A 24,902-nucleotide genomic window follows, 5' to 3' on the forward strand; every position below is an offset into this window, starting at 1 on the left:
TTGCATTTCTTTCCTTTAGTTCTACAACACTATATTCTGCACGAGCGTGCTCTTGTACGGGTAATCGGTATTAAAATGTAATCCACGGCTTTCCTTGCGGAACTGGGCGCATTTGACGATCAGGTAACCAACGGTGATCATATTACGCAGTTCGCAGAGCTGGGGCGATACCGCTGTTGTTTGATACAGGGCCTCCGTTTCTTCCCATAACAGATCGAGGCGTTTAGCCGCCCGTTCCAACCTGATATTGGTTCGCACAATGCCCACATAATCACTCATCACCTGTTGCAGTTCTTTCAGGCTCTGGGTAATGAGGATCATTTCTTTCGGCTGGGTGGTTCCGGTAGCCTTCCAGTCGGGCACAAGCCCGGCTTCAACAGGAATATGCGCCTTTATCTTTTCTGCTGCATCCACAAAACACCGGTGTGCAAAAACCATCGCCTCCAGCAGGGAGTTGCTGGCCAGGCGATTGGCGCCATGTAAACCGGTGCTGGCGCATTCACCGGCAGCATATAAATGTTTTATCGAAGTGCGACCCCATTCATCGGTCTTAATGCCGCCACAACTATAATGAGCGGCAGGTGCTACGGGTATATACTGGGTGGCTACATCAATCCCAATAGACCGGCATTTTTCATAAATATTCGGAAAATGCTCAATGAACTTGTCGGTGGGAATATGGGTAACGTCGAGGTACACATGCTCGGTACCGGTGATCTTCATTTCACTATCAATGGCGCGGGCCACAATATCGCGCGGCGCCAGGTCTTTGCGGGCGTCGTACCGTTCCATGAACGCTTCACCGTTCTTGTTGCGCAGGATGCCGCCATCGCCCCGCACGGCTTCGGAGATCAAAAATGATTGCCCGCGTACACCCGGCTCATATAATGCCGTTGGATGAAACTGGATAAACTCCATGTTCTCGATACGGCCTTTGGCGCGGTACACCATGGCAATACCATCGCCTGTAGCAATATTGGGGTTGGTGGTAGAGCGGTAAACCTGGCCATTACCGCCGCTGGCCAGCACCGTTATTTTAGCCAGGATCTTTTCTATCTGGTTATTCTCCCGGTTCAGCACATACACCCCATAACATTCAATATGGGGCGTTGATTTGGTAACCAGGTAACCCAGATGGTGCTGCGTTAACAGATCAACTACAAAACAATGTTTTACGATCTCGATATTGGGAAAGCTGTGGGCTGCTTCCAGCAGGGCCCTTTCCATTTCTTTGCCGGTAATATCTTTATGATGTAAAATGCGGAATTCGCTGTGGCCGCCTTCCTTGCCGAGTTTATAATCGCCATCCGATTCCTTATCGAACCGGGCGCCCCACTCAATTAATTCCTGGATGCGGTCAACGCCTTCTTTCACCACAATTTCAACTACCTGTTTATTGCACAGGCCGTCGCCGGCGATCAGCGTGTCTTCAATATGTTTGTCGAAGCTGTCTTTTTCAAAATCAATAACGCCCGCAATGCCACCCTGGGCATATTTGGTATTGGTTTCATCAGCCTGCGTTTTCGTGATCACCAGTACTTTCTTATCTGGAAAACGTTGAGCAGCCTTGAGTGCGAAAGTCAATCCGGCAATACCGGAGCCGATAACAAGAAAATCAGTTTGCATATTATTGGGTTCCGAAACCTCAAACCTAGTTAAAAATGCTTATTAATCCAATGTAATGCCGCTTGCTTAATATTGTATCGTATAAGCGAATTTCTCGGGTGTTTCCAGCAACTCAAGCAGGTTGTACTTCATGGTCACTGTTTTTTTATCATCAGATAATTTGATGATGGGGTTATCGGTCTTTTTAGCAGCGCGCGGTAATTTGATGGTCGTAGTGTATAGGATCTCCATACCTGAGCTGGTCACCTGTTTTAACTGTGCCATTTCAGGACGTTCTTTAAACGCTTTGAATTTTTCAGCATTTACCTTTTTTTCGATAAAGCCATTTTTTATAGTAACATCATAAATGCTTGCGATATCGCTCATATCAGGGCTCTTGGGGGCTCCCTGATCTTCTTCACCGTCTTTTTTACCGAACATATTCTTCAATGCATTGCTCATACCTGCTCCGCTGCCGCCTTTACCCGCCATTAACTGTTGCAGGCTGTTCAGGTCTTTATAGGGGAAATTCATATCCATTTTAAAGATCTTTTCCTTGATATTCATCTGCATTTTCATTTTGGCATCTTTCAGCAACGCCTTTTGTTCTGCAGTAACATCTTTGGCCGAATCGAGCAAGGATCTGAATAGGATAGTGGTGTCGAGCACCCGGTCAAGCCCGTCTTTTTTCAATTCTTCTTCTCCGGCAAAGGTTTGCATCATTTCGATCAGCTGACCCATATCCATTTTGGTAACATAGGTGCCACTGCCATCTGCCTTGATCTCGATCTCTTCATTCACTTCGTAACAGCTGATAAAAAAAATGCTGATCGCTACAGTCAGGACATACTTAAAATACTTCTTCATTACGGGTTATTTTAGGCAAGTTAATCGTTTTCAGCCACTCCGGCCTGATACCAAACCGTAAAAGTTTGTGAGCGGCTTGGCTCCAGTATGAGCAGTCCCATTCCATTATTAAAACAGTCGGGCGCGCCACTGAGATTCTCAATGGCAATGCTTTTTCGGTCGGCCGGTGTGTAAACCTGTAAATAGGGGTAGGAATTGTTAGTGTAGAGGGCAACGAACGCATTGTTTGCCGGGTTCAGCAGTACAGCACAGGGCCGTTGTTCAATTGGTTTAACCACAAAACAGTTATCGATTAAGCGATCGCCAATGAGGGCCCCTTCATAGAAGCTGTTATCGGGGATCAGCTTTCCCGTAGGAATAAGGTCTTTGTCAAACGCTACCATGGTGTCGGCGCTGAGCTGCAATTCATAGCCGGTAACATCTCCGCCCAGTTGAAAATACGGGTGCCAGCCGTCTGCCAGAGGAATAGACAACATATCCATATTGAGGATCGTAGTCTCTATCTGTAATACCTGCTGCGGCAGCAGCGTATACCGCACTTCACACATATACTCATAGGGGTAACCCGGATCTTCGCGCCGGAAATGGTACCGCAGGGTAACATTCGCCTGCATATCGTCGGCAAAATCATTGGTTATTTTGAAAGGTCTGTTGTACAATAATCCGTGAATAGCATTGCCATCGCTGAATTTTCCGGGAAATTCAAAATCCTCGCCGTCGAAGCTGTATTTCCCGTTCCGCAAACGGCAAACGAATGGCGACAGTTTACTGCCTTTGTAGGAGATCGCCAGCTCCCGTTCCAATCGTTCGCGGGTAGCATAATTATCAATGATGTTCAGCTGCTCACCATTTACAGGGATCTCAAACCCGTGTAAGAGGGCGCCGTGTTCAGGCAGAATGGTGATGATTGTATTTGTTGCATTATCTTGCAGCCTGACCAATGACAACCCGTTTTGGGTACTGCGGGAAACACTAAAACTCATAGTTTCAATTTAGGTACAAAGAAAATTTTTTAAAATTAATTTATCTAACGATAGTAGCATGATCAAAAAACTGCAACAGGCTTTCCGGGAACGCTTTAACAAAGAACCGATGATCGTTGGTGCGCCGGGACGGGTGAACCTTATTGGCGAACATACCGATTATAATAATGGCTTTGTTTTACCCGGCGCCGTAGATAAAAAGATCTACGTGGCCATTGCCCCGAACGATACCGACACTATTAATGTTTACGCCAACCAGTTCAATGAATCATATTCATTTTCTATACATGTGACCGAACCACATAAGGGGTGGATGAACTATTTGCTGGGGGTCACTTATCATATTCAACAGCGCGGGAAAAAAGTGGGCGGGGTAGATGTGGTCATCGATGGAGATATTCCGGTAGGCGCCGGCATGAGCTCTTCGGCTGCTTTATGCTCAGGCTTCGGGTTTGCCCTGAATGAATTGTTCGGGCTTGCACTGAGCCGGATGGACCTGGCTTTTATCGGTCAGAAAACCGAACATACGTTTGTTGGTCTGCAATGCGGTATCATGGATCAATTCGCCAGTTTGCACGGCAAACAAGGTCATGTGATGAAGCTCGATTGCCGCAGCCTCGAATATGAATATATTCCGTTTGATTTTCCTGCTTATAAAATTGTGTTGGTGAACAGCATGGTGAGCCACTCACTGGCCAGCAGCGAATACAATGTTCGCCGCCAGCAATGTGAAGAAGGAATTGCCATTCTGAAAAAACACTATCCTGAGATCAGTTCCCTGCGGGATGTGGAACCGGCGCAGTTGCTGCAACACCAGCATGAATTACCGCCTGTTGTATTTGACCGTTGCTCTTATGTAGTGTATGAGAAAGAAAGGCTGCTTAAAGGTTGCGAGGCGCTGTCGAATAAAGATCTGACCACCTTTGGAAAAATGATGTTTGCTACCCATGAAGGGTTAAGCAAAAAGTATGCGGTTAGCTGTACCGAGCTGGACTTCCTGGTTGAATGCGCCCAGCATATTACCGGCGTGGCAGGCGCCCGGATGATGGGCGGCGGATTTGGCGGTTGTACGATCAATGTTGTACAGGCAGATGCCGTAGAAACCTTTACACAGAAGATCCAAGCGGCCTTTAACGGATTATTTAAAAAAACACCAGAGGTATATGTTACGCAAATTGAAGATGGCGTGAAGATAATCAGCTAATGTGAAAACCAGTTAGTGGGATAATAGCTGATGTGACAATGGAATACCAGATACAAACGGCTTAAAACAGAATGCTCAACGCAATAATTGGATTGCGCTGAGCATTCTGCGTTTTGCATTATACTTTAGATGTAAACCGGTACCAAACGCTTCTTTTGCGCCGGTTTGTTTGCTGTCTTTCCTGGCAATACTCCTATCTGAATTTCCGTCATATTTTTTTCAGGCTCAGCAAAGTTGATATTCCTGAACACCTCCCGGCATTCGTTGGATATAGGTATATTATGTTCGCCCAGCCTTTCCATGATCTGGGCATGACTGCCGGGCAATAATTCCCAGGGACCTTCATGCGGAAAAGTAATGGCTTTAAAAAAGCCCAGTTCCCGCACCTCGAATTTGGTGGATTGTATCACCTTCCTGATCGGAATAGCGATCTCCAGTGTGAATTCGGTATCGGGATTCCCATCCATTCCGTAATAGATCCAGTGCAGCGGGCCATTGATAAAGCTCTTACGGCCAGCCACTGCATATAATTCTGCCATAACCGGTCCAAACCGATGAAGTTCAGCAATAGTGGTTTTATGTATACTGCTCAAAACCCTTAACGGCGGAAAAGTTTTTATGTGCATACAAATTACTTTTAAAGTGAATAAATGACCACGCTGTACATGAATAGTAACGATTGGCAACGGATCTTAAGGACACAAAAAATATGAACCTGGATATTAGGGGTATGAAGTAAGAAGTAGCAGGTATGAAAACAATTTCTGATCGTACGATTTAGGGATTTTGTGATTTGCCCAGCCTTGAACTTTCCGATAAATCTCCAAATTTCAAAATCCCGAAATCTCAAAATCAAGAAATCCCCCAATCCCTGAATTCTTACCAGCACAACGATCTTACTTTTAGGCACTTAGCCCCACGCTACGGCAACGGCACTTCTCCCCATGCTTCCCATTCTTCCCTGGTAGGACCATAAACACCGGGCACTGTCAGGCCGGCCATGCGCATCAGTACCGTCATTTGCGCACGGTGGTGGGCCTGATGGATCAACAAGATCCAAAGCGAAAACCCGTTCTTCCAGGGATCGCCGTAGAGATTGTTCTCATCCGTAAGATCGCTGTCGTCCCAGTTGCTTATGATAACACCTACGAGTTGATCGGCGTATTTTTTATAATTTGTTACCAGCTCCTGTACAGTACTGTAGCCGGCATGTACTTCCTCAATGGGTAAACCCAGTTTGCCGGGCAGCTCTGTCACTGTCTCGGTAATGTGATTGGCGAGCCGGCCCAGGGTGCGGCCGCCGGGAATAGCCACCTGCAGCGATTCATCGGTAAGGCTTTTAAAGATCTTCAGCGTGGCTTCGGTCTCTTCTTTCCAACGGTCCAGAAAATCGTGAATGGTGCGTATCATTTGCTTATAATTTGAATGAAGATTATAAGACCAAAGTAACAGGCGGGGTGTGACAACAGTATGTCAGCAGGAGGGAAGAAAAACTGAAAAAAATTTGCTAAAAAGGCGGAAGGCGGGGCAGAACCCGGAAAGCCGCAGCCGGAAGGCAATCCTGAGTGACGGAAATTAGCGTTAGGCCTTTATTTTAGGCATTTACGGGCAGATAATGCTGCCTGATCTCTTCGGTGAGGTCTTTCATAATAGTGACCAAAGCTTCCGGGGTTTCAATGCTCACATAATGCGTGTACATCAACAGCCAGCGGCCAAAGTATTCGAGGTGAGCGGTAACGAAGAACATGCGCACAAAATCTTCTGTGACCTCTTCCCGCACAAAGCCGTAATAATATTTCTGATTGCCCAGGTAACGCGCGACGGTCTTATCGAACCGGATCACCACTTCCTGCAGTTCGGAACTGTTGATCATCGTTTCGAGGTATTCCCTCAAAGAAGGATGGGTATCAGGTTCAAACGTATTATCCAGAATTTGCAGTTGTTGTATGCGGCTAACCCGGAAATCGCGGTAATTATTGCGCAGCTTACACCAGCCGATCAGGTGCCAGGCCTGGCCATAATGGCATAAGCCGATAGGTTCTATGTTCCGCTCGGTCAATGCATCCTTACCCGACTGATAACGGATGCGGATCTCTCTTTTATCACCCAGCGCTTTTTGCAGGTCCATCAGGTAACGGCCTGCAGAGTCATCTGCCGGCAGGCGCGACAAAACCGCAATATTATCATTCAGCTGGTCCATATGCTCCTTGTCGGAACTGCGGAGCACCGCTTTGATCTTATACAGTGCGGCGTTGAAATGTTTTTTTATGGATTCATCTGCCAGGTGTTCGGTGAGTTTGGCGCCCATGAGCAGGGCGGAAGCTTCTTCCTGCGTGAACATGACCGGCGGCAGGCGGTACCCTTCCATAATGGTATAACCGCTACCGGCTTCGCCGATGACCGGCACGCCGCTTTCTTCCAATGCCTTAACATCGCGGTATACGGTACGCAAGCTGATGTTAAAACGATCGGCCACCTCCTGCGCAGTAACTCTTTTTTTACTTTGCAGGTGGGTTAAAATAGCGTGGAGTCTATCGATGCGGTTCAAGTTGGATTAATTTGTATGCTGTATGTATTAGATATGTTCAATCCCGAATCTGCAATCAGCAATGGTGTATCCTGTCTTTCGGGCCAGTTAGCACATTAACTGATCAGCAAATCAGCTAATTGGCTTTTCAACCCATGCGTTGTTTTCCTTCAACAAATTAATCAATTCTTCCACAGCAATGGCGCTGTCGACATTGCGTTTCACAATTTCTTTTCCTTTATATAAGGTGATCTTGCCCACACCGCTGCCTACATAGCCAAAATCGGCATCGGCCATTTCGCCGGGCCCATTCACAATACAACCCATGATAGCGATCTTGACACCTTTCAGGTGATGGGTCACCGAACGGATCTTTGCCGTGGTCTCCTGCAGATCGAACAGGGTTCTTCCGCACGATGGACAGGAAATATATTCCGTTTTTGAAATACGGGTACGCGTAGCCTGTAATATGGAGAACGAGGTATTGTTGATGAACTGGTGATTGTTCTTTGTTTCCAGGTAAGTACGGCCACTTACTTTCTGGTTCAGGAGCTTCGTTGGTTCATTCATCAGCCAGATGCCATCGCCCATACCATCGAGCAGCAGGGCGCCGCTGTCGGTTGAGAAATGGATCAGTTGTTCATCGATGGTAGTGTCATGGCTTTCTACGGCGAGGATCACCGGGCAGTTGATGCCCTGGTTCATCAGTTCAATAATATATCGCCGTACAGCGGGCATGGCATGCGGGTTGGAAGCATACAAACAGAGTACTACGGTACGATCTGTGCGGATCTTCTGTAAGAGTTCAAGCGATGCTGGTTCATCTACATCTGCGGCAACAAAGTTCAGGATGCCTGAATGATCGGTTCCTTTCAGGTATTCAGTAGATTGAAATAATGGATAATACTTTTCTTTGTCCGGCGCCTGTAACCAGGTATTAAAATCGCAGATCACTTTCAGGGTGCCCGGTAAGGCAAAGTCAAGTATTTTTTTACCGGTGTACAAATAATCTGCAGCGGCGTCGGCAATGGTGAATTTATCAGTTTCAGTATTGTACGTGTAGCCAATGGCCTGCAGGTCTTCATGATGAATAGCGGCCGCTTTCATAAAATCAGCCACGACCACAGGTACCTGTTTACCGCCGATATTGGAAACAGTATTTGTGTTTCGTCTTGTATATTCGAAAGGAGAATAGGGAATTTTGTTGATGGCCGGAATGATCGATGGTTTATGCGCTGTAGCCGATTGTCTGTTGGTATAGCGCTTAACCAGGTCACGGCAAACCGGAATCTCGAACTCGGGGTCTTCGGTGAGTGATACGCGAATGGTATCGCCCAGGCCATCTTCCAGCAAAGAACCAATGCCGATGGCTGATTTTATTCTTCCATCTTCGCCATCTCCGGCTTCTGTTACACCCAGGTGCAGGGGATAACATTCGCCAAACTCATCCATCATTACGTGCACCAGCAAGCGGTAAGCCTGCACCATTACCTGCGGATTGCTGGCTTTCATGCTCAATACAATATTATGATAGCTTTCATTACGGGCAATACGCAGGAATTCCATAGCGCTCTCTACCATGCCCATGGGCGTGTCGCCATAACGGCTCATGATACGATCGCTGAGCGAACCGTGATTGGTGCCTATACGCATGGCCGTGCCATACTCTTTGCAGATCTTTACCAGCGGGGTAAACCGTTCGCGGATGCGGTCGATCTCTTCGGCATATTCCGCATCGGTATAATCGATCTGTTCAAATTTCTTCTTATCAACATAGTTGCCCGGGTTCACCCGCACTTTTTCAATGATGCGGGCAGCGATCTCGGCAGCATTGGGGGTAAAATGAATATCTGCTACCAGCGGTGTTTTATAACCTCTGCGGTGCAGCTCATTTTTTATGTTCAGTAAATTCTCAGCTTCTTTTTTACTGGGGGCAGTGATGCGAACCAGCTCTGCGCCGGCTTCAATACAGCGGATACTTTGTTCAACCGTACCCATGGTATCCATGGTATCGGTGGTGGTCATCGTTTGCACACGGATAGGGTTGAAATTGCCGAGCAGCAGGTCCCCAATTCGTACTTCACGGGTTGCCAGTCGTTTATATTCGGTCAATGAGTCGCAGTAAAGCTGCATGTATTGTATTCTGATTTAGGTGATTGCCAGTTGATTAAGCGCTAATTGCCGGCAAAATTACGATAAAAGGCTTAACGCTCCGTCCGCCTGATACAGACACGCGCCTTAAGCAGGAACGCGGAAAAGTACAAATTGTAAAAGTTTAGGGCAGACGATCATCATGAATTATGCGCAGCCCGTTGGTATGAAAAGGCAAATGAGCAGAACCAGATGGCCGGAATACGATAACAGGTAGTACTTCTCTTTCCTGGGATGGGCTTACCAATCCTTCTCCGGCTGAGACACTGAGCGGGAGCGGTTTTGCTGGATCTTGCGTTGAACTTCCTGTTCTTTCTGTTCAAGCGATTTCAGGTATTGTTCAATTTTTCGCTTATCGAGCTTGTTCTGTGGCTTTTGTTTTTGTTGCTGTTTTTTCTGTTGCTGTTGCTGGTCCTGCGACTGGTTTTGTTTTCTCAGCTCCGACAATGCTTTTTGGAGGTTAAAGCGGGTATCCTCATCAGCGGGATCGAGCTTCAGTGCGGTCTTGTATGCTTCAATGCTTTCCTGCAGTTTTTTCTGTTTGGTGAGGGTAACGCCTTTGTTGTAATAGCCTTTTACCTTATAGCTGTTATCATTCGTGTTTTCCAGTAATTCCCCATATGATTTTTCCGCATCGGGCAAATTTCCTGTACGGTAACGGGCATTGGCCAGGTTGTAACGGGCCGTGGCGCTTTTAGGATTTTGCGCTACCGCTTTCTGGTAAGCAGGCAGGGCTTTATCGTATTGCCCTTCTTTATACAGTTTATTGCCTTCCCGGATAGCAGCGTTCTCCTGCTGTGCTTTCAGCCAAACAGGCGCGAGGAAGCATATTGACATCAGCGATATGTAAACCAGTTTTTTCAAGCTGCTTTAAATTTCCGTTCGGGTAAAAAGAATTCTATCAACAGGAATGCAAATGCAATGGCCAGAAACCATTGAAAATAGCTTTTGTAGTCCTTGAAGGCGTTATCATCCAATGAAGTGGCTTCAATAGTGCCTAACTGTTTGGTAATAGCGTCTACCGTAGCATCTACATCGTTCATTTTAACATATACGCCTTTGGTGGCGCCAGCCAGCTGCTGCAATACCTGCTCATTTAATTTGGAGATGACCGTATTGCCGGTTTCATCTTTTTTGTATTCACCGGTGGCAGGGTCCATAATAGGCGCACCCTGTGCCGAACCGATACCAATCGTATTGATCATAACACCATCTTCGGCCAGTTGTTTTGCCAGGGGAACCGCCTGCGGATCGTGGTCTTCACCATCGGTGATCAATACAATTGATTTGAATTTTCTTTCTTTACTATTGAAAGCCGAATTACCGGCGCGTAATGCTTCTGAAATGACAGTCCCTTGCGTTGGTACAACCTCGGGACCGGCCTGCTGAATATACATCCGGGCAGCGCCATGATCGGTTGTAAGCGGCATTTGTAAATAAGCCCTTCCCGCAAATAAGACCAGTCCTACCCGGTCGTTGGGCAACTGATCCATTAATTTGTACACGAGCTGGCGGGCCCTTTCGAGGCGGTTCGGCTTAATATCTTCGGCCAGCATGCTTTTACTTACATCCATGGCGATCACTATATCCACGCCTTTACGTTGAATATTATCCATGGCGCCGGGCTTTTGCAAATTGGCAGATGCTGCAATAATGGCCGCCAGGGCAAGGGCGAAGAACAGGAATTTCAGTAAAAAATTCGTGGGCGAATAATTAGCGATCAGCGCCTGCACCAGCCTTTGGTCCCCGATCTTTTTAACGGTATTTTTTTTCCATTGCAGGAGCTGTAAATACAATACAACCAGCAACGGGATAGTGGCCAGGGCGATGAGGTATTCGGTATGTTGGAACCTGAAATTCAAATGTGATAATTTGGCAATCAGCGAATGTGCTAATTGGGTTTTCAATGAATGCAAAATTTAAACCAAAATCGAATCCTGTTAAATTTAGGTATTATCGCGTTCAATTCTTCGTTAAAATACATCGTATAACTTACAATTCAGGGTATTGTAAAAAATAAGCCCGCCCGACAATCGACGGGCGAGCTTAGATTTATTTTTAGAAAGCCAATAATCAGCCTGTGTAAAATGTCTGCATTAGCACATCAGCACATTAGCAAATCAGCACATTGGCAAATCAGCACATTGGCAAATCAGCACATCGCTTATTTCTTCCCTTCGAAAAAGCCATACTCCTTCAGGATCGCTTTCAGCATGTTTATCCTGATGGATCCGAAATCGACGTTTTTGTCGGGCGATTCTACCTGCAGCACAAAAAAGTAAGGGTGTTTATTTTCTTCGATCCAGCCTATGAGCCAGCCAAGCTGATTGCCTTTGTCGGTCGTGTTCCAGCCCGTCTTATAGCTTAACCGGTAATTGGCATTGTTTTCCCACAGCATCATACCCCGTACCAAACGTTGGGTCCTTTTCTGAAAAGGCAATTGATCGAAGTATAATTTCTTTACCAGCCCTAATTGCTCATCGGCCGTTACTTTGGCACTGTTGTCGAGCCAGAAGGTATCGAGGTTATTATTTATTTTGAAGGTATCGCGTCTGCGTGCATACCCCAGGGTATCGAGCCAGTGCTGCATTTTCGGCTGGCCAATGCGCCGGGCCAGTTCCTGGTACCAGGGCGGACAGGAAATGCGGAAGGCATCCCACATGGTCATATCCCGGTTGCATTCGGTGCGCCCACGAACGACACTGTCCCACCTGATTACCGTATTTGTATCTGCTACCTTGCCTTCTTCCAATCCAATCAGGGAATTCACGATCTTAAAGGTTGAAGCAGGCGTATAAGCGCTGTCGCTAAAGCGCGGCAGGTTGTAAATGGTGAAACTGCCCTGTCCATTATCAAACAGGCCAAAGCAGCCGGTAACCTTATACTGGTCGAAATATTTTTTCAGATTATTGTCTATGGTAACATTATTGGGTGAGCAGGCAGCAAGGGCAACGGTGGCTATCAGGCCGGCGGAGATCCATTTAATCATAGTGGAAATTTGCGCAAAAGTAATAAGCTAATGTGATAATGTGATAATTAGCTAATGTGATAATGAAATACAGGGGCACGCTTCAAGACCCGTTTATTTCGGTGCTCCATATTTATTGATAAGCGCCAGCAGGACCCCGTTCGTCCAGCCGAAGCCATCCTGGCCGGGATATTCGCCGCCACCGGCTTCGAGGTTCAGGTCAACCACATTGTACTTCTCCATGAGCTTGCCGGTTCTTTTATATACATCGATATTCAGCCTGATCCAGCGTTCGGCAATTTCGCGGGCCAGCTCCCGTTGGCCACAGCGATCGAGCCCCCAGATGGTCATCCATTCCAGGGGCGCCCAGCCATTGGGCGCATCCCATTGCTGGCCTGTATTAAAGGGGGATGCTGTAATGCCACCGGCTTGCAAGAGCTTCGACCTTACCTGTTCGGCCGCCTGCCGCGCCAGCAAACTCATATAATCCAGGTTTTTGGTGAATACACAAAAAGGGTACATCCCGGCGGGGGTAACTACGCTAGAGGCCTTGCGCGTCTTGAAATTATAGTCAGTATAATATTTCAGTGTTTTGTTCCAGCAGTATTTATCAATGGCCATCCTTCTTCTTTCGGCTTTGCGGGTATAATCGGCACTTGCTTTGGCGTCATGGGCCATGAACTTGGCTTTTGCCAGTATCGTTTCCAACGCGTACAATAAACTGTTCAGATCAACAGGAACCATATCGGTAACATGGATCGTGCCCAGCGTTTTCTTATCCCTGAACCAGCGGCTGCTGAAATCGATACCGCTCTCTGCTGCCGCGCGCAGGTTAATGTACATAACCTGTTTATCCCTGCCTGATCTTTTCGCGGTTTCTACATCTTCTTTATAGCTTTCCTGGCGGGGAAAAGGATAGTCATCCCAATAGCGGTTAAGTACCGTACTGTCATTTACTTTTACTACCCGTTTGCTTGCCTGACCTGTTTTTAAGGTAGCGGCGCCATTCATCCAGAATTCATATTCCTTTTCCAGGGCGGGCATATACGTTAGGTAAACCGAATCGCCTTTTATTTCAGCGAGCAATTCAACCATTAAGGCAAAGAAAGGCGGTTGCGACCGGCTCAGGTAATAGGTTCTGTTGCCATTGGGAATGTGGCCGTAGATGTCGATCATCCAGGCAAAATTCTTTACCATGTTCTCGATCATTTCGCCTTCACCGCTGGCCCGAAGGCCCAGCATGGTAAAATAAGAATCCCAATAGTATATTTCCCTGAAGCGTCCGCCCGGAACAATATAGGGGTTGGGCAATGCCAGCAGGGAACTTCCGATTACAACCGTATCGGGATCGCGCCGTAATACACTCCAAAGGTTTTTGATGTGTTTGGTAACATCTTTCTCCTGCTGAATATAATTGAACTGGGGCGGCGCAGGCGGCATTTCGAAATTATCCTGCACAAACTGTTTCAGGTCGAATTTGGCCTGGCCCTTCTGTTGATGATAATCGGCAATAATGTTCTTCGGATTTCTTTTAGGTATGCAGTCAACGAAGGTTTTTCCATCGGGAAATACTTTGCTAAATTGTACATCGCGGAATAGATCGCCATAAATTTTATCAGGTGTGGCTGGCGGTTGTGCAATCGTATACACAAACTGAAAGCTAACCAGCAGGCACAGATACATTTTTTTCATCCTTACTACATTTAATTACCAGGGGTTGTTCAGGAATCAAATGTAATAAATAAAAAACCGTTCCGAAGAATCGGAACGGTGTATTGACTTCTATATGTACTCAAAGAAAGATTATTAACGTTAGCACAGGCAACCACCGTTATATACGGTGAGCGGCCATATTAAATTCCACTAATCACCCGCACCGTCTGTTTTAGCGCGTTGTACGGCATAGTTGCCGATGTTCTTTCCACATTCCAAACCCATTTCACAATCGGCCCGGTAATGAATGCCCGCAAGCATCCTCGACAGGGATGCTTCCCGGGCCATAGCGTCGTAGGCGCCTGCCCGCCCGGGAACCAGGTGCGAGAGCACCGTGGCTGCTGCGCCACTAAAGGTGGAATGCCCGGAGATGTATGACGGGAAATTAGGTAAACCGGTAAGTGTTTTTATCTTCGGGTTCATTTGTGAAGGGCGTGGGTTGAAATAAAAGAACTTGGCATCCCAGCATACGATCGCCGCATCCATCAACGCCATATTCAACAGGGCCATATTACGGGCCCAGCGTACTTCACTATAGTGCTGTTTGATAAAGTCCTCGGCTGCGATGGCATCCCAGTGACCGGGTGGGGTAGAGGTGCCTACACCATCGGCCCAGAAATGTACGATGCGGTAATTTTCCCGTGAATCATCATTTACGAGCTTCAGGATCTCATCGGTTTCTTCTTTCATTTTGGCGCTGCCCGTTAATGGTGGCGGGCCGGGGCGTAATGAAATAGCCGTTAAAGAGTCAAATAAAAAAGCCTTTACCTTGCCGAACATGGGTAACATGGGCGGCCGTTTAGGCAATTCCTGGCTGTACCAGGGCGTTTCGCCGCGGGCCATGCAATCGGTTTCGAATTTTGTCCAGTCGGCCTGGGTGCCGCCGGCTGCACCTGCGCGATCAGTACGGGCGCGGGCAACAAATTTTTGCGCCACTGCTTTGCCCAGTGCTTCCCCGGCTTCTATATCGCTGCGCACATTGGCGCCGGCAATGATACGGGCTCGTTTATGCTCTTCCGCTTTTTGCTGAATGAGATCCTGGTCGCCGGGAAATAACAGCTTTAACATTTCAACGGCAGCACCCACTACCACTGCATCTTCTGAAGGATAGGAAGGCAGATCTGTTTGCGGTACCAATGTATTAATGGTAGCATCTACTTTATAGGGCGCTGGCCGGTTGAATAATTTTTTGTAATAATGCGCTGCTACCAGGGCATCGTATTGAGCGGCGCTCACGTAAGCATAGGCCCGGGCGGCATAAGGTGGATTTGCAAATGGAAATTGCGGGTAGGCCAATGGGTTACTGGCGTTGGGAACCGGGTAAGTGCCGTCGTCGTTCTGATAGGGCGGCAGGTTGTGTTTGGCCACCAGTTCACGCAGGATCTCATTCCAGCGCAATACGGCGCCGGCACTCCAGTATTTAACGATATTTCTTTCGTTATCGGTCAATGATGCCTGCCAGCTTTTGATCTCATTCAGCTGGGCAATATACTCAGGCGTTGTGGTAGCAACAGGTGTTGATACCGGGAATTCATTGGCAGATGTAAGTAAAATGGGTTTCCAGCTCCCGGCGTCGAGATCGGTCTTATCCGGTTGCAGGGCTGGCAGATCGTCTGTACGGCCCGATTCATTTTTAGAACAGGCAAAAGGGATCATACCAGCTGTAACAAGCAATAACAGGATGGAAATATATAATGGTAGCTTTTTCATGGCTGTGATTGTTTGGGCGATGTGGTGGTTGGTTGCTTTTTGTTGAAGTTGATGATATAGAACAGTCCGCCATTTACGGTGGTGGCCTGTCCTACATTACGTCCGGCGATCACATAATTTCCCGAGGCTACGATGGAAAGGCCGCGCGGTATATTCAGTTCATATTTCATGTTCACCCCAAGCCTGGTGGCATTCATCCTGTTGCTGGGAAAGGGCATGTTGTTGCGCGTAATATCAAAACCACCCAGGGTGGTCCAGTTGTCGAGCACGGCCTCGGCGATCAGGTTGGCATAGCGGTACCCGGTACGCAGGTTGAACGATAAGGCATCGGGCATGGATACTTTATTGGTGTAATGCATTTCGGTAGTATAGTATGCATCCCGGTCAATTTTTATATTGTCGCGGAAGATGTAGGTGCCGGATGCGGTGACAAAGATCTTTCCCACCTGGTAATCGCCCATTACCCGTAACGAAAGGGATTTACTGCGAAGCCCAATGGAAAGCGGCAAAAAATCTGCTACATAATTGCTGAGCGGTGCCGAAACACCGGCAATACCATATGCGGTTAAATTGCCTTTGCCAATACTTTTTTCAATGGGCATCCATTTCACCCAAAGCGATCCATCCTGTATGCCTTCAACGCCATGCAGCGTTCCGGCCGAAGCTTTGGTTTTTATATAAGGAACAGCAAAGAGAATGTTCAGTTTATTACTGATGCCGTAATTACCCATTACGCTGAACATTTCTGTGGATACCCGGCCGAGGTTCAGGTTCTCCCGTTTACGGGTTCCTTCCCAATAGCTTTTCCAACTGCTATAGCCATACATGGGCCCCACACAGAAATTGTTTTTGGTCATCATGATGCCATCGATCTCTGTTTGGGCAGCAGCCGGAACCAAGGCAGCCAGGAGGATGAACAGCGCCAGGCAGCACTGAAAGCAGGCCTTCCAAAATTTTGTCATAAAGCGTTAGTTAAGTTAAGGGTGCCACACCACGCGGATGAAGTTCCGCCAGCGGTGGCAACCTGGAATTATTAAAATCTGAATGTGCAGCCAACATTTACCAGGTAATCGGCAAAAGCCGCATCGCCCTGCGCATATACCCCCGTTGCTTCGGTCCTTAATTTATCGGCAACGCTTTGCGTACGGTTGCGTTTAACCGCGAACGGAACATAGGCATAGAGGGTAGCTTTTTTGAACTGATAATTCAATCCCGGTTCTATAGAAATGATATAACCTGGCCGGCGGAAGCCCCGGCTGCCACCGATAAGGTCTTCGGAGGGCTGGCACTCTTCACGAACGCCTGCAGAAATGGTGAGTTGGTCAACGGTTACACTGGCGCCTGCACGGATCATAAACTGATCAGGCACACTCATGACGCTGGTGCCATATTTAATGGCGTCGGCCGAAGGTGTTCCGCCCCGGGCGGTAGATACCCCATTTTGTTCGCGCGGGTTGAAGAGGTAAAAGAAATTACCATATACGCCGAAGTGCCTGTTGAAATAATAGAAAGCATTTATTTCCGTAGTGAAGCCGGTACCGCCATCGCCTAACTGTATCGATTGATCGACGGGTCCTAACAGTCTTGTGGTATCATTTTTAACAAAGAAATCCTGGTAGCGGTAATCACCGGTGGGCAGCTTGAGGCCCAGGCCAATTTGGATATTTCCTTTAGGCATAAGCGTTGGGTCAAGCAGCCAGCGATAAGTCGAAATGCGAATATCGCCAATGCCGAATGAGCGGGTATAATGCCGGGCGCCTTCGCCGCCGTTATTGCCGCCGTGCTCATACATCGATGAGCGGGCATTGGAAATAATGGGCACATCGAGCGCCAGTGACCAGTATTTATTCAGATGGCGGGTAAGCGTAAGATTTAATGTATAGGAATAGTTGATCACTTCCGTGCCTTGTTCTGTGCGGTGTTTCTGTTCTTCGGTACCCACAAAATGGCGGAATGATTTAAAATAGCGGTTGCTTACAGCTAACATCCATTTGGATGCATCATGGCTGGCAGCCTGGTCGCGGGTGCAGAAGCCGCCGGTGCTCCTGATGGCCACGCAGCCCTGAGATTGTGCCTGGTGGCTGACGAATACGTATAGGAAAGCTAAAATTAAGATCCTCTTCATATGAGTTGTTTTGGTCTTTAAGTGTGTCACCCCTTCTATGGTGTCAAGAACAGCTGTGACACTCTTAGTTATTAATTATTTGCTGGCCAGTTGTTCTTTACGCATGCGGAGCTTTGACAGTACACAGTTGCCCACTTTCTCGCCCTGTTCCCGTGCTACAAATATGGAAGGGCGATAGTGAATGCCTCCGTAAAAGCGGCTCATGCCGGCTTCATCGGCGGCCTGCCTGGGCGACTCAAAATGCCGGTCGGTAAAACCCCAGGCGCGCTCGGTACTATCCCTGAAAGGGCTTTGTTTACCATAGATATGCTCCAGCACGGTGGCCGCAGCTGTTGAAATGATAGAGTGGCCGCTGGTATATTCCGGGAAAGGCGGCGTTTGCAGGTATGGTTTCCAGTTGGGATCAATATAATTGTTGATCACTGTTTCGGGGCGAACCAGGTTAAAAGTGTACTTGGCGTCCCAGCAGGCGATAAATGCGTCCATAACGGCAATAGCAACCGTTGTGTAAGCATACACTGTCTTATTGAAATCGGCTTTTTTATTCTGGCTGATGATGCCGGTAATGCCCATCCAGTGACCACCGGGCGTCATGGCTTTGGTGGCATACATCGTATGCCCAACCACATTTAACTTAAAACCATTGCAATCCCAGAAGCTGGCAATCGCTTTTTGTTCTTCGGTCAGGTTGAGACCTGTGTCCTGCACCTGTTTGGCCATTTTGTAAAATTCGCAGCCTGCGTCTTTACCAAAGGCGCAGGGAGGCGGAGGAGCATATTGGTTACAGCTGTCGAGAGCAATGGTGCGAATGGTGCGCCATTGCGGTTCTACGGCCTGAAAATAGCCCGGAGGTGTAGGTATCCATTTGCCCTCATCATTGGGCACGGTGTATTTGGCGGCAGACCGGGTTTGTGCGTAATTGTCTTTTTTACTCCAGGCCAGTACGGCTTTCGCGATGGCCACGCCATACTCTTCCGAGTGTTGCTTCATGTCGGCGGGCATGCCGTGCTCCTTTGCCAGAAGCTGCAGGGAGTCGACGATCTTATCCGTCTGATCTTTTGAAAAGGTCAGGGTTCTGCCTACCTCCATAAAGGCCATGAGGGCAGCGTATGGAAAGTCGATCTTTTTTCCGGTTGTTGGTGGAGGCGGATAGTCAAAATCTTTTAACTGGCCTTTCAGTGATCTGTAACTGCTATCGCCATGTGCAATGGCTTCAAAAGCCGCCAGGTGGGCATAGGCATAAATGCGGCTGGCTACCGGCGGCGAAAAAATATCGTAGGTTATAACGTCAGTGAGCTGGCCGGTGATCTTGCTGTACAGGACCGGGTTATGAAGTACCTGCTGGTAATTGGCAGCACGTTGTGTGCAGGAGCTGAGTCCTGCCACTAAAATGGCAAACAATAGTAAACGCATGATGAGCTTCGATTATTAATAAATCAAATGCATGAAAGCTGGCTATAACTTTCCCATAGAAAAAACAATAGCTGCTTTTTAACATTCGGGTGGCTGTGCGGGCGTGGTTATAAGCGGAGATACAGGCATGAACATGGCATAACCGGTGTACTGGTGTTGTTGCTGTACCAGGGCTTCCAGTTGCCAGTTATTTTGTTGTTCCCAGTATTCGGTTACCGGGTTTTTGATAGTGGCTGTTGGCGTTGAATGATTCGGATCATGTTGCTGCAGATCGTTCACCAGTTTGAAGAATTCATCGCGGGCATTTTGCAACCGCATCCTCTTTTCATTTGGCAGGCATAAGAGTACCAGTTCTCCTTTTTCTACTTTGCGTTTTACATACTTGTAGTGAATGCCGTTGAATTCAATTTCGCCATCGTACCGTTCAAAATCAGAGGAAATGTTCTGGTATGGCATGTTCAGCGGAATGCGGATTTCCAGGAGGCTGGCTTCATTATATTGCTGCCGGTCGAGCTGGGCTTCCAGGCGGGTATCAGCCCGGTGTTGCAGATAACCGGATAACAACCGGTATCCGAACCAGTTAAACAAAAAGATGAGAAGCAGCAATATGGCAGCAGCTCGTTTCATCCGCGATACAAAAGCTTTGAGTTACCACAAAATAAGACAATTCGGAGTAGGAAAATGCTGTTAGCCAAAATAATTTAGCTGGTTTTGGTTATGAAAGCAGTTGGTGCCTGTAAATAGAAGTACAGGCTACAGTGGCTTTGTAATCAACAAAGAGATAATAAATAAATGGACTATTTGACAATGAACCTGGATTTGGCTTACGTGCTATACTTCCTTGAGGTTGTGGTTTGGTTGTCCTTTGGTTGTGGTTTGGTTAGGGTAACCTTTTCTTTACCCCTTAGGTAATAAAAAGCAACTGAACAGGTAAAGGCAATATTACCCTAACCTGGATACAACCAAAAGCAGGGGAAAAGAAAAAGCCAGGCAGAGCTAATGAAAAGGAAAAGCGGGGGTTAAGCGAGGGTAAAGAAAACCTAAAGAATAGCTAAGCAGGAGGTAAAGAAGAGGTAACCAGGGGGTAAAGAAATTATTTTGCTGTTGTTGACAATCAAATGCTTGTGAAGCAAGGAGGTAAGCAGGCGGTAAAGAAGAGGTAAAGAACCGGCTCAGCCCGGAGTATAAAAAATGCGCTCCATACCATGGAACGCATTATAAAATATTGATTTACTAAAGTTTAGTTATTGAGCTTTACAAAGCCGCCATCGATAGGATAATCGCAACCGGTGATAAAAGACGCTTCGTTAGAGCAGAGATAAAGAGCCAGGTAACCGATCTCGTCGGGTTTGCCCATCCGGCCAATAGGCTGGGTCTTCGAGAGCTTTTCAAACATCTCGGCTTCTTTACCCGGATAGTTCTTGGCCAGGAACCCGTCAACAAAAGGAGTATGCACCCGCGCCGGCGAAATGCAATTGCACCGGATATTGTATTTGAGGTAATCCTTGGCAACGGACAATGTCATGCCTACAACAGCGCCCTTGGTCATAGAATAAGCGAACCGGTCGGGTATGCCCACCAGTGAGGCGATGGAGGCCATATTGATAATGGAGCCGCCATTTTGTTTCATATGGGGCAGTACCGAATGCAGGCAGTTGTAAACACCTTTCACATTCACATTCACCAGGCGGTCGAAGTCGGCTTCGGCCGTTGTTTCTGCCGTACCAATATGGGCAATACCGGCATTGTTAACGAGGATGTCGATAGAACCATTGGCCGCAATGCCGTTTACGATCTGTTGCACTTCGGCCTGCTTTGACACATCGCACTTAAAGAATTGTGCTTTGCCGCCTGCGGTTGTAATCTCATTTACGACATTGGTTGCGCCCTGTTCATCCATATCGAGTATGTTAACAGCAGCGCCTTGCTTTGCAAATACTGTGGCAATGGCTTTTCCTATACCGCTTCCGCCACCAGTGATGATGGCCTTTTTATTATCGAGTCGAAACATGCGTGCAAGTTAAGTTGATAAGTTAATACGTTGAAAAGTTGATAAAGGTGCCCTTTATCAGCTGTCAACTTTTACTGCATTTTAATTACTAGACTGTTTTTACTTTATACCCTTTCCAGCCGAAAAACAAGATCACTATGAAACAGAGCAAAGGAATGATATACCCGTTCTGAATATTCTGGGTAGCATCAGCTATACCGCCCATGGCAAGTGGTATCAATGCACCGCCTACGATCGACATAATGATGAGGCTTGAACCAATTTTGGTATCGGCGCCCAGGCCCTGAATGCCCAGGGAGAAGATGGTCGGGAACATGATCGACATAAAGAAGCCGACACCGATCAGGGCATATACCGTTATCATGCCGGTGCTAACAATGGCAATGGCCGATAATACAATATTTATGGCTGCATAGATGGCCAGTAATTTGTTCGGGCTTATATACTTCATAAAGAAGGTGCCTGCGAACCGGCCAACCATGAAGGCGATGCCATAACCCAAACCCAGGTAATTGGCCGCCATTTTTTCATCGATATGTGCCGCCTTTACTGCTATATTGATAAAGAAGCTGGTAACACAAACCTGTGCGCCTACATAAAAGAACTGCGCTACCACCGCCCATATGAGGTGTTTGTGGCGGAATGCCCTGGCGAAGCTGGATTGTTTACCACCTTCTTCTTCCTCTTTTATTTCAGGCAGCTTTGTAAACGCAAAGATCAACGCCACTGCCAGAATGATGATGCCTAAAATTAAGTATGGACCTTTTACGGTGGCTGCTTCACCCGCCAGGTACGCATCGAGGGCCTCAGGCGTCATGGCCGTTTTTTGCGCCTCTGTTAAATTAGTACCGGATAAAATGAATTTACCACCGATTATTGGCGCCAGTACAACTGCCAATCCATTGAATGACTGCGCCAGGTTCAACCGTTGCGTAGATGATTCCTTTGGTCCCAGTAATGCCGCATATGGGTTTGCAGCGGTTTCAAGGAATGTCAATCCACTCGCAATGATAAACAGGGCGCCCAGGAACAATGCGTATGCACGCGTGTTGGCTGCCGGTATAAATAATAAGGAACCAAGTCCGAATAACAACAAGCCCAACAAGATGCCTGATTTATATCCATACTTGCGCATAATAAACCCTGCAGGCAGCGCCATTACGAAGTAGGCAATAAATACAGAAAAGTCAACCAGGGATGATTGCAAGAAGTTTAAGGTAAATGCTTTTCTTAAATGCGGTATCAATACCGGGTCGAGATTGTGCACAAAGCCCCAAAAGAAAAACAGGCTGGTCACCAAAATAAAAGGGAACAAATATCCCTTAGCTTGTTCTGTTTTCAGGGAGGAACTACTGGATGATGTTGGTAGGGCCATGCAATCGGAAATTTAAAAAGCTTGTTTGGTTTGGAAAATATGCTAAGCCCCCGAACTGCAGGTTCAGGGGTTTTAAAATTAGGTCAATGAACGGTCAAGGTGGGTATAGCCACCATCCACATAAATGATCTGCCCGGTTGTGTGGCTCGAACGGTCGCTGAGCAGGAAGACGGTCATATCGGCGATCTCTTCCGATGTAGTAAACCGTTTTTCGAACGGTATTTTCGAAACGATCTGCGCCAGTTTCTCCTTGGGGTTGGGCAGGGTATTGATCCAGTTCTCATACAGCGGCGTCCATACTTCAGCAGGAATGACTGTATTCACCCGTATCGAGTAAGGTAATAACTCAACGGCCCATTCACGGGTCAATGCATTGATAGCGCCTTTAGAAGCGGCATAGCCCGAGGTATTGCCCTGGCCGGTATCTGCTACTTTTGAACCGATATTGATGATATTCCCTTTTGTTTCTTTCAGGTGAGGCAGGGCATAATGCGCCAGGTTGTAAAAATGGCTGAGGTTCTTCTGGAGCGACTGAACAAATTTTTCGGGTGAACCGCTTTCCAGGCCAACACCATCATTTACACCGGCATTATTGATAAGGCCGTCGATCCGGCCGAATGATTTAACCGTAAAATCGATCACTTCTTTACAGGCGGCCGCTTCTCCCAGTTCTACAGCAATATGGGCCGCTTTTCCTTTTGCTTTTATAATTTCATCTACTTTGGCCTGGTTGTCCTGTGCTTTTCTGCCAGCAATCACAACAATACCACCTTCTGCGGCAATTGCACTGCTAATGGCCGCACCAATCCCTTTGGCACCTCCGGTAACAATAAATACTTTGTTGGTGAGATGTAAATCCATGTTAGTTATAAATTATAGAATTGAATGGCGTTGAGGCCAAATACTTTTTCCCTGTCTTCCGCTGAAAAATTTTCCATGTATTTCTCCAGCAAACTTTTCCATTGTATGTAAATGCCGCTGAGCAACATCACCGGCCAGTCGCTGCCGAACAATAAACGGTTGGGGCCAAATGCTTCAAACACTACATCCAGGTACGGATAAAAATCAGCCGCACTCCATTCTTTCCAGTTGGCTTCGGTGAACAGGCCCGATAGTTTGCAGCACACGTTCGGAAAGCCGGCTATTTCTTTGATCTGTCTTTTCCATTCATCGATGTTCTTATGACGAATGTCGGGTTTGGCGCAATGATCGATCACGAAAGGCTGATCGGGAAATGCCCGCACAAAATCAATGGCCGGCTGCAACTGGTGATGAAAGATGAGAATATCGTACTTATAGTTGTATGCCTGCAATGCCGCAACACCGCGGCGAAAATTTGGCCTGGCCAGGAAATCGATCGGTTCGCCCTGCACTACATGACGATAGCCTTTGATGATGGGATACTGTGAAAAATATTGCAGGCGCTCCCGGATATTATCGGCCTGCAGATCGATCCAGCCGACGACCCCTTTGATAATGGGATGCGTTTTGGCCAGTTCCACCAGGAAATGCGTTTCCATTTCTGTTTGGGTGGCCTGTACCGCCACTACGCCGTCAACATTATTTCTTTTGGCAACCAGCGACAGGTGTTCGGGCAGATAATCCTGCTGTAAGGTCTTCATGGATTTATCAATCCAGTCGTAGGTTTTCTTATCGTATTTCCAGAAATGAACGTGTGAGTCGATCACGGCAACGGCCTGATCCGGATCACCTCCGTTGAAGTCCTCTTCAAAGGCAGCATCGTAATATTTCTTCAGGTTCATATGTAATGACTTTTACGTTTAGGAAAGACCAAAGATCTTGTCCATCAATATCCATTTTTCACCGGGTTTGGCCCAGGGAAGCGCCTGCTGGAATTTCCACATCAGCGTTTCCCATTCCTGCACTTTCGGATTGGCGGCATCCGCCTTTGCTTTTTCAGCAAAAGAGAACTGGTCATTGGCCTCGATGATCATGAACAGCCGGTTACCAGTGCGATAGATCTCCAGCACCGTTATACCACTGGATCGAATGCTCTCCACGATCTCAGGCCATATTTCATCATGATGACGCTCGTATTCTTTTATTAATTCCGGATCATCTTTCAGATCCAAGGCAAGACAATATCGCATGTGTATGGTTTGTGGTTTGTCGTTTGTGGTTTATAGTTCTGTTCCTCGAAAAGCCTTTACATCTTCAAGCTTCGCCAGCCGGCGGCGTTCAGTTAGTCATTGCGCCTTGGAACAACAACAAACTACAAACCAAAAACTA

General features: G+C 47.3%; 22 protein-coding genes. 1 reads left to right on the top strand and 21 read right to left on the bottom strand.

Annotated elements, in window-relative coordinates; all coding sequences use genetic code 11:
* Positions 1-21 precede the first annotated feature (21 nt).
* The 3 genes from nadB to JT717_RS01910 all read right to left on the bottom strand — a co-directional run bounded on the left by nadB (position 22) and on the right by JT717_RS01910 (position 3,455).
* Entirely contained in the window at positions 22-1,626 is a 1,605-nt protein-coding gene (gene nadB, locus JT717_RS01900; RefSeq protein ID WP_205508493.1) for an L-aspartate oxidase, read from the bottom strand.
* A gap of 66 nt (positions 1,627-1,692) precedes the next feature.
* Positions 1,693-2,472, bottom strand: a complete 780-nt coding sequence (locus JT717_RS01905) for a hypothetical protein (RefSeq protein WP_205508494.1) — start codon at positions 2,470-2,472, stop codon at positions 1,693-1,695.
* Between the two features lie 20 nt (positions 2,473-2,492).
* Positions 2,493-3,455: an aldose 1-epimerase gene (locus JT717_RS01910; protein ID WP_205508495.1), complete on the bottom strand. Its 963-nt coding sequence runs from the start codon at positions 3,453-3,455 to the stop codon at positions 2,493-2,495.
* 58 nt (positions 3,456-3,513) lie between these two features.
* On the opposite strand from JT717_RS01910, the gene galK reads away from it, so the two are divergent.
* A complete protein-coding gene (galK, locus tag JT717_RS01915; protein ID WP_205508496.1) occupies positions 3,514-4,659 on the top strand; it encodes a galactokinase in 1,146 nt (381 codons plus the stop codon).
* A gap of 125 nt (positions 4,660-4,784) precedes the next feature.
* Here the strand turns inward: galK and JT717_RS01920 are convergent, their stop codons facing one another.
* The 18 genes from JT717_RS01920 to JT717_RS02005 form a co-directional block, all read right to left on the bottom strand.
* The gene (locus JT717_RS01920) at positions 4,785-5,285 is read right to left on the bottom strand and encodes a GyrI-like domain-containing protein (RefSeq protein WP_205508497.1); all 501 of its coding nucleotides are present in this window, start codon (positions 5,283-5,285) and stop codon (positions 4,785-4,787) included.
* 295 nt (positions 5,286-5,580) lie between these two features.
* Entirely contained in the window at positions 5,581-6,069 is a 489-nt protein-coding gene (locus tag JT717_RS01925) for a DinB family protein (RefSeq protein ID WP_205508498.1), read from the bottom strand.
* Positions 6,070-6,253: 184 nt separating this feature from the next.
* Positions 6,254-7,207 (bottom strand): helix-turn-helix transcriptional regulator, encoded by a 954-nt coding sequence (locus JT717_RS01930; protein WP_205508499.1) that lies wholly within the window; start codon positions 7,205-7,207, stop codon positions 6,254-6,256.
* 111 nt (positions 7,208-7,318) lie between these two features.
* A complete protein-coding gene (ispG, locus tag JT717_RS01935; protein ID WP_205508500.1) occupies positions 7,319-9,319 on the bottom strand; it encodes a (E)-4-hydroxy-3-methylbut-2-enyl-diphosphate synthase in 2,001 nt (666 codons plus the stop codon).
* 258 nt (positions 9,320-9,577) lie between these two features.
* The gene (locus JT717_RS01940) at positions 9,578-10,174 is read right to left on the bottom strand and encodes a tetratricopeptide repeat protein (RefSeq protein ID WP_205508501.1); all 597 of its coding nucleotides are present in this window, start codon (positions 10,172-10,174) and stop codon (positions 9,578-9,580) included.
* Positions 10,175-10,197: 23 nt separating this feature from the next.
* On the bottom strand, positions 10,198-11,244 hold the full coding sequence (locus JT717_RS01945; RefSeq protein ID WP_240347776.1) for a VWA domain-containing protein: 1,047 nt from the start codon (positions 11,242-11,244) through the stop codon (positions 10,198-10,200).
* Positions 11,245-11,501: 257 nt separating this feature from the next.
* Positions 11,502-12,326: a penicillin-binding transpeptidase domain-containing protein gene (locus JT717_RS01950; RefSeq protein ID WP_205508502.1), complete on the bottom strand. Its 825-nt coding sequence runs from the start codon at positions 12,324-12,326 to the stop codon at positions 11,502-11,504.
* A gap of 93 nt (positions 12,327-12,419) precedes the next feature.
* Positions 12,420-13,997, bottom strand: coding sequence for an alpha,alpha-trehalase TreF (gene treF, locus JT717_RS01955; RefSeq protein WP_205508503.1), 1,578 nt, complete (start codon positions 13,995-13,997; stop codon positions 12,420-12,422).
* A 171-nt stretch (positions 13,998-14,168) separates the two neighbouring features.
* Positions 14,169-15,728: a vanadium-dependent haloperoxidase gene (locus JT717_RS01960; protein ID WP_205508504.1), complete on the bottom strand. Its 1,560-nt coding sequence runs from the start codon at positions 15,726-15,728 to the stop codon at positions 14,169-14,171.
* Positions 15,725-16,690: a hypothetical protein gene (locus JT717_RS01965; RefSeq protein ID WP_205508505.1), complete on the bottom strand. Its 966-nt coding sequence runs from the start codon at positions 16,688-16,690 to the stop codon at positions 15,725-15,727. The genes JT717_RS01960 and JT717_RS01965 overlap by 4 nt, the downstream gene beginning before the upstream one ends.
* Before the next feature lie 71 nt (positions 16,691-16,761).
* Positions 16,762-17,853: a hypothetical protein gene (locus tag JT717_RS01970; protein WP_205508506.1), complete on the bottom strand. Its 1,092-nt coding sequence runs from the start codon at positions 17,851-17,853 to the stop codon at positions 16,762-16,764.
* 75 nt (positions 17,854-17,928) lie between these two features.
* The gene (locus JT717_RS01975; RefSeq protein WP_205508507.1) at positions 17,929-19,266 is read right to left on the bottom strand and encodes a vanadium-dependent haloperoxidase; all 1,338 of its coding nucleotides are present in this window, start codon (positions 19,264-19,266) and stop codon (positions 17,929-17,931) included.
* Positions 19,267-19,344: 78 nt separating this feature from the next.
* Positions 19,345-19,893 (bottom strand): hypothetical protein, encoded by a 549-nt coding sequence (locus tag JT717_RS01980; RefSeq protein WP_205508508.1) that lies wholly within the window; start codon positions 19,891-19,893, stop codon positions 19,345-19,347.
* A gap of 613 nt (positions 19,894-20,506) precedes the next feature.
* Entirely contained in the window at positions 20,507-21,277 is a 771-nt protein-coding gene (locus tag JT717_RS01985) for an SDR family NAD(P)-dependent oxidoreductase (RefSeq protein WP_205508509.1), read from the bottom strand.
* Positions 21,278-21,365: 88 nt separating this feature from the next.
* The gene (fucP, locus tag JT717_RS01990) at positions 21,366-22,652 is read right to left on the bottom strand and encodes an L-fucose:H+ symporter permease (RefSeq protein WP_205508510.1); all 1,287 of its coding nucleotides are present in this window, start codon (positions 22,650-22,652) and stop codon (positions 21,366-21,368) included.
* 78 nt (positions 22,653-22,730) lie between these two features.
* Positions 22,731-23,513 carry an SDR family oxidoreductase gene (locus JT717_RS01995; protein WP_205508511.1) on the bottom strand — a complete coding sequence of 261 codons (783 nt, stop codon included), beginning with the start codon at positions 23,511-23,513 and terminating at the stop codon, positions 22,731-22,733.
* Between the two features lie 5 nt (positions 23,514-23,518).
* Positions 23,519-24,415, bottom strand: a complete 897-nt coding sequence (locus tag JT717_RS02000) for an amidohydrolase family protein (protein WP_205508512.1) — start codon at positions 24,413-24,415, stop codon at positions 23,519-23,521.
* An 18-nt stretch (positions 24,416-24,433) separates the two neighbouring features.
* Complete coding sequence (locus tag JT717_RS02005) at positions 24,434-24,763, bottom strand: L-rhamnose mutarotase (protein WP_205508513.1); 330 nt, start codon at positions 24,761-24,763, stop codon at positions 24,434-24,436.
* Positions 24,764-24,902: the final 139 nt, after the last annotated feature.

The sequence above is a fragment of the Longitalea arenae genome (assembly GCF_016924755.1).
Classification (GTDB): domain Bacteria; phylum Bacteroidota; class Bacteroidia; order Chitinophagales; family Chitinophagaceae; genus Niastella; species Niastella arenae.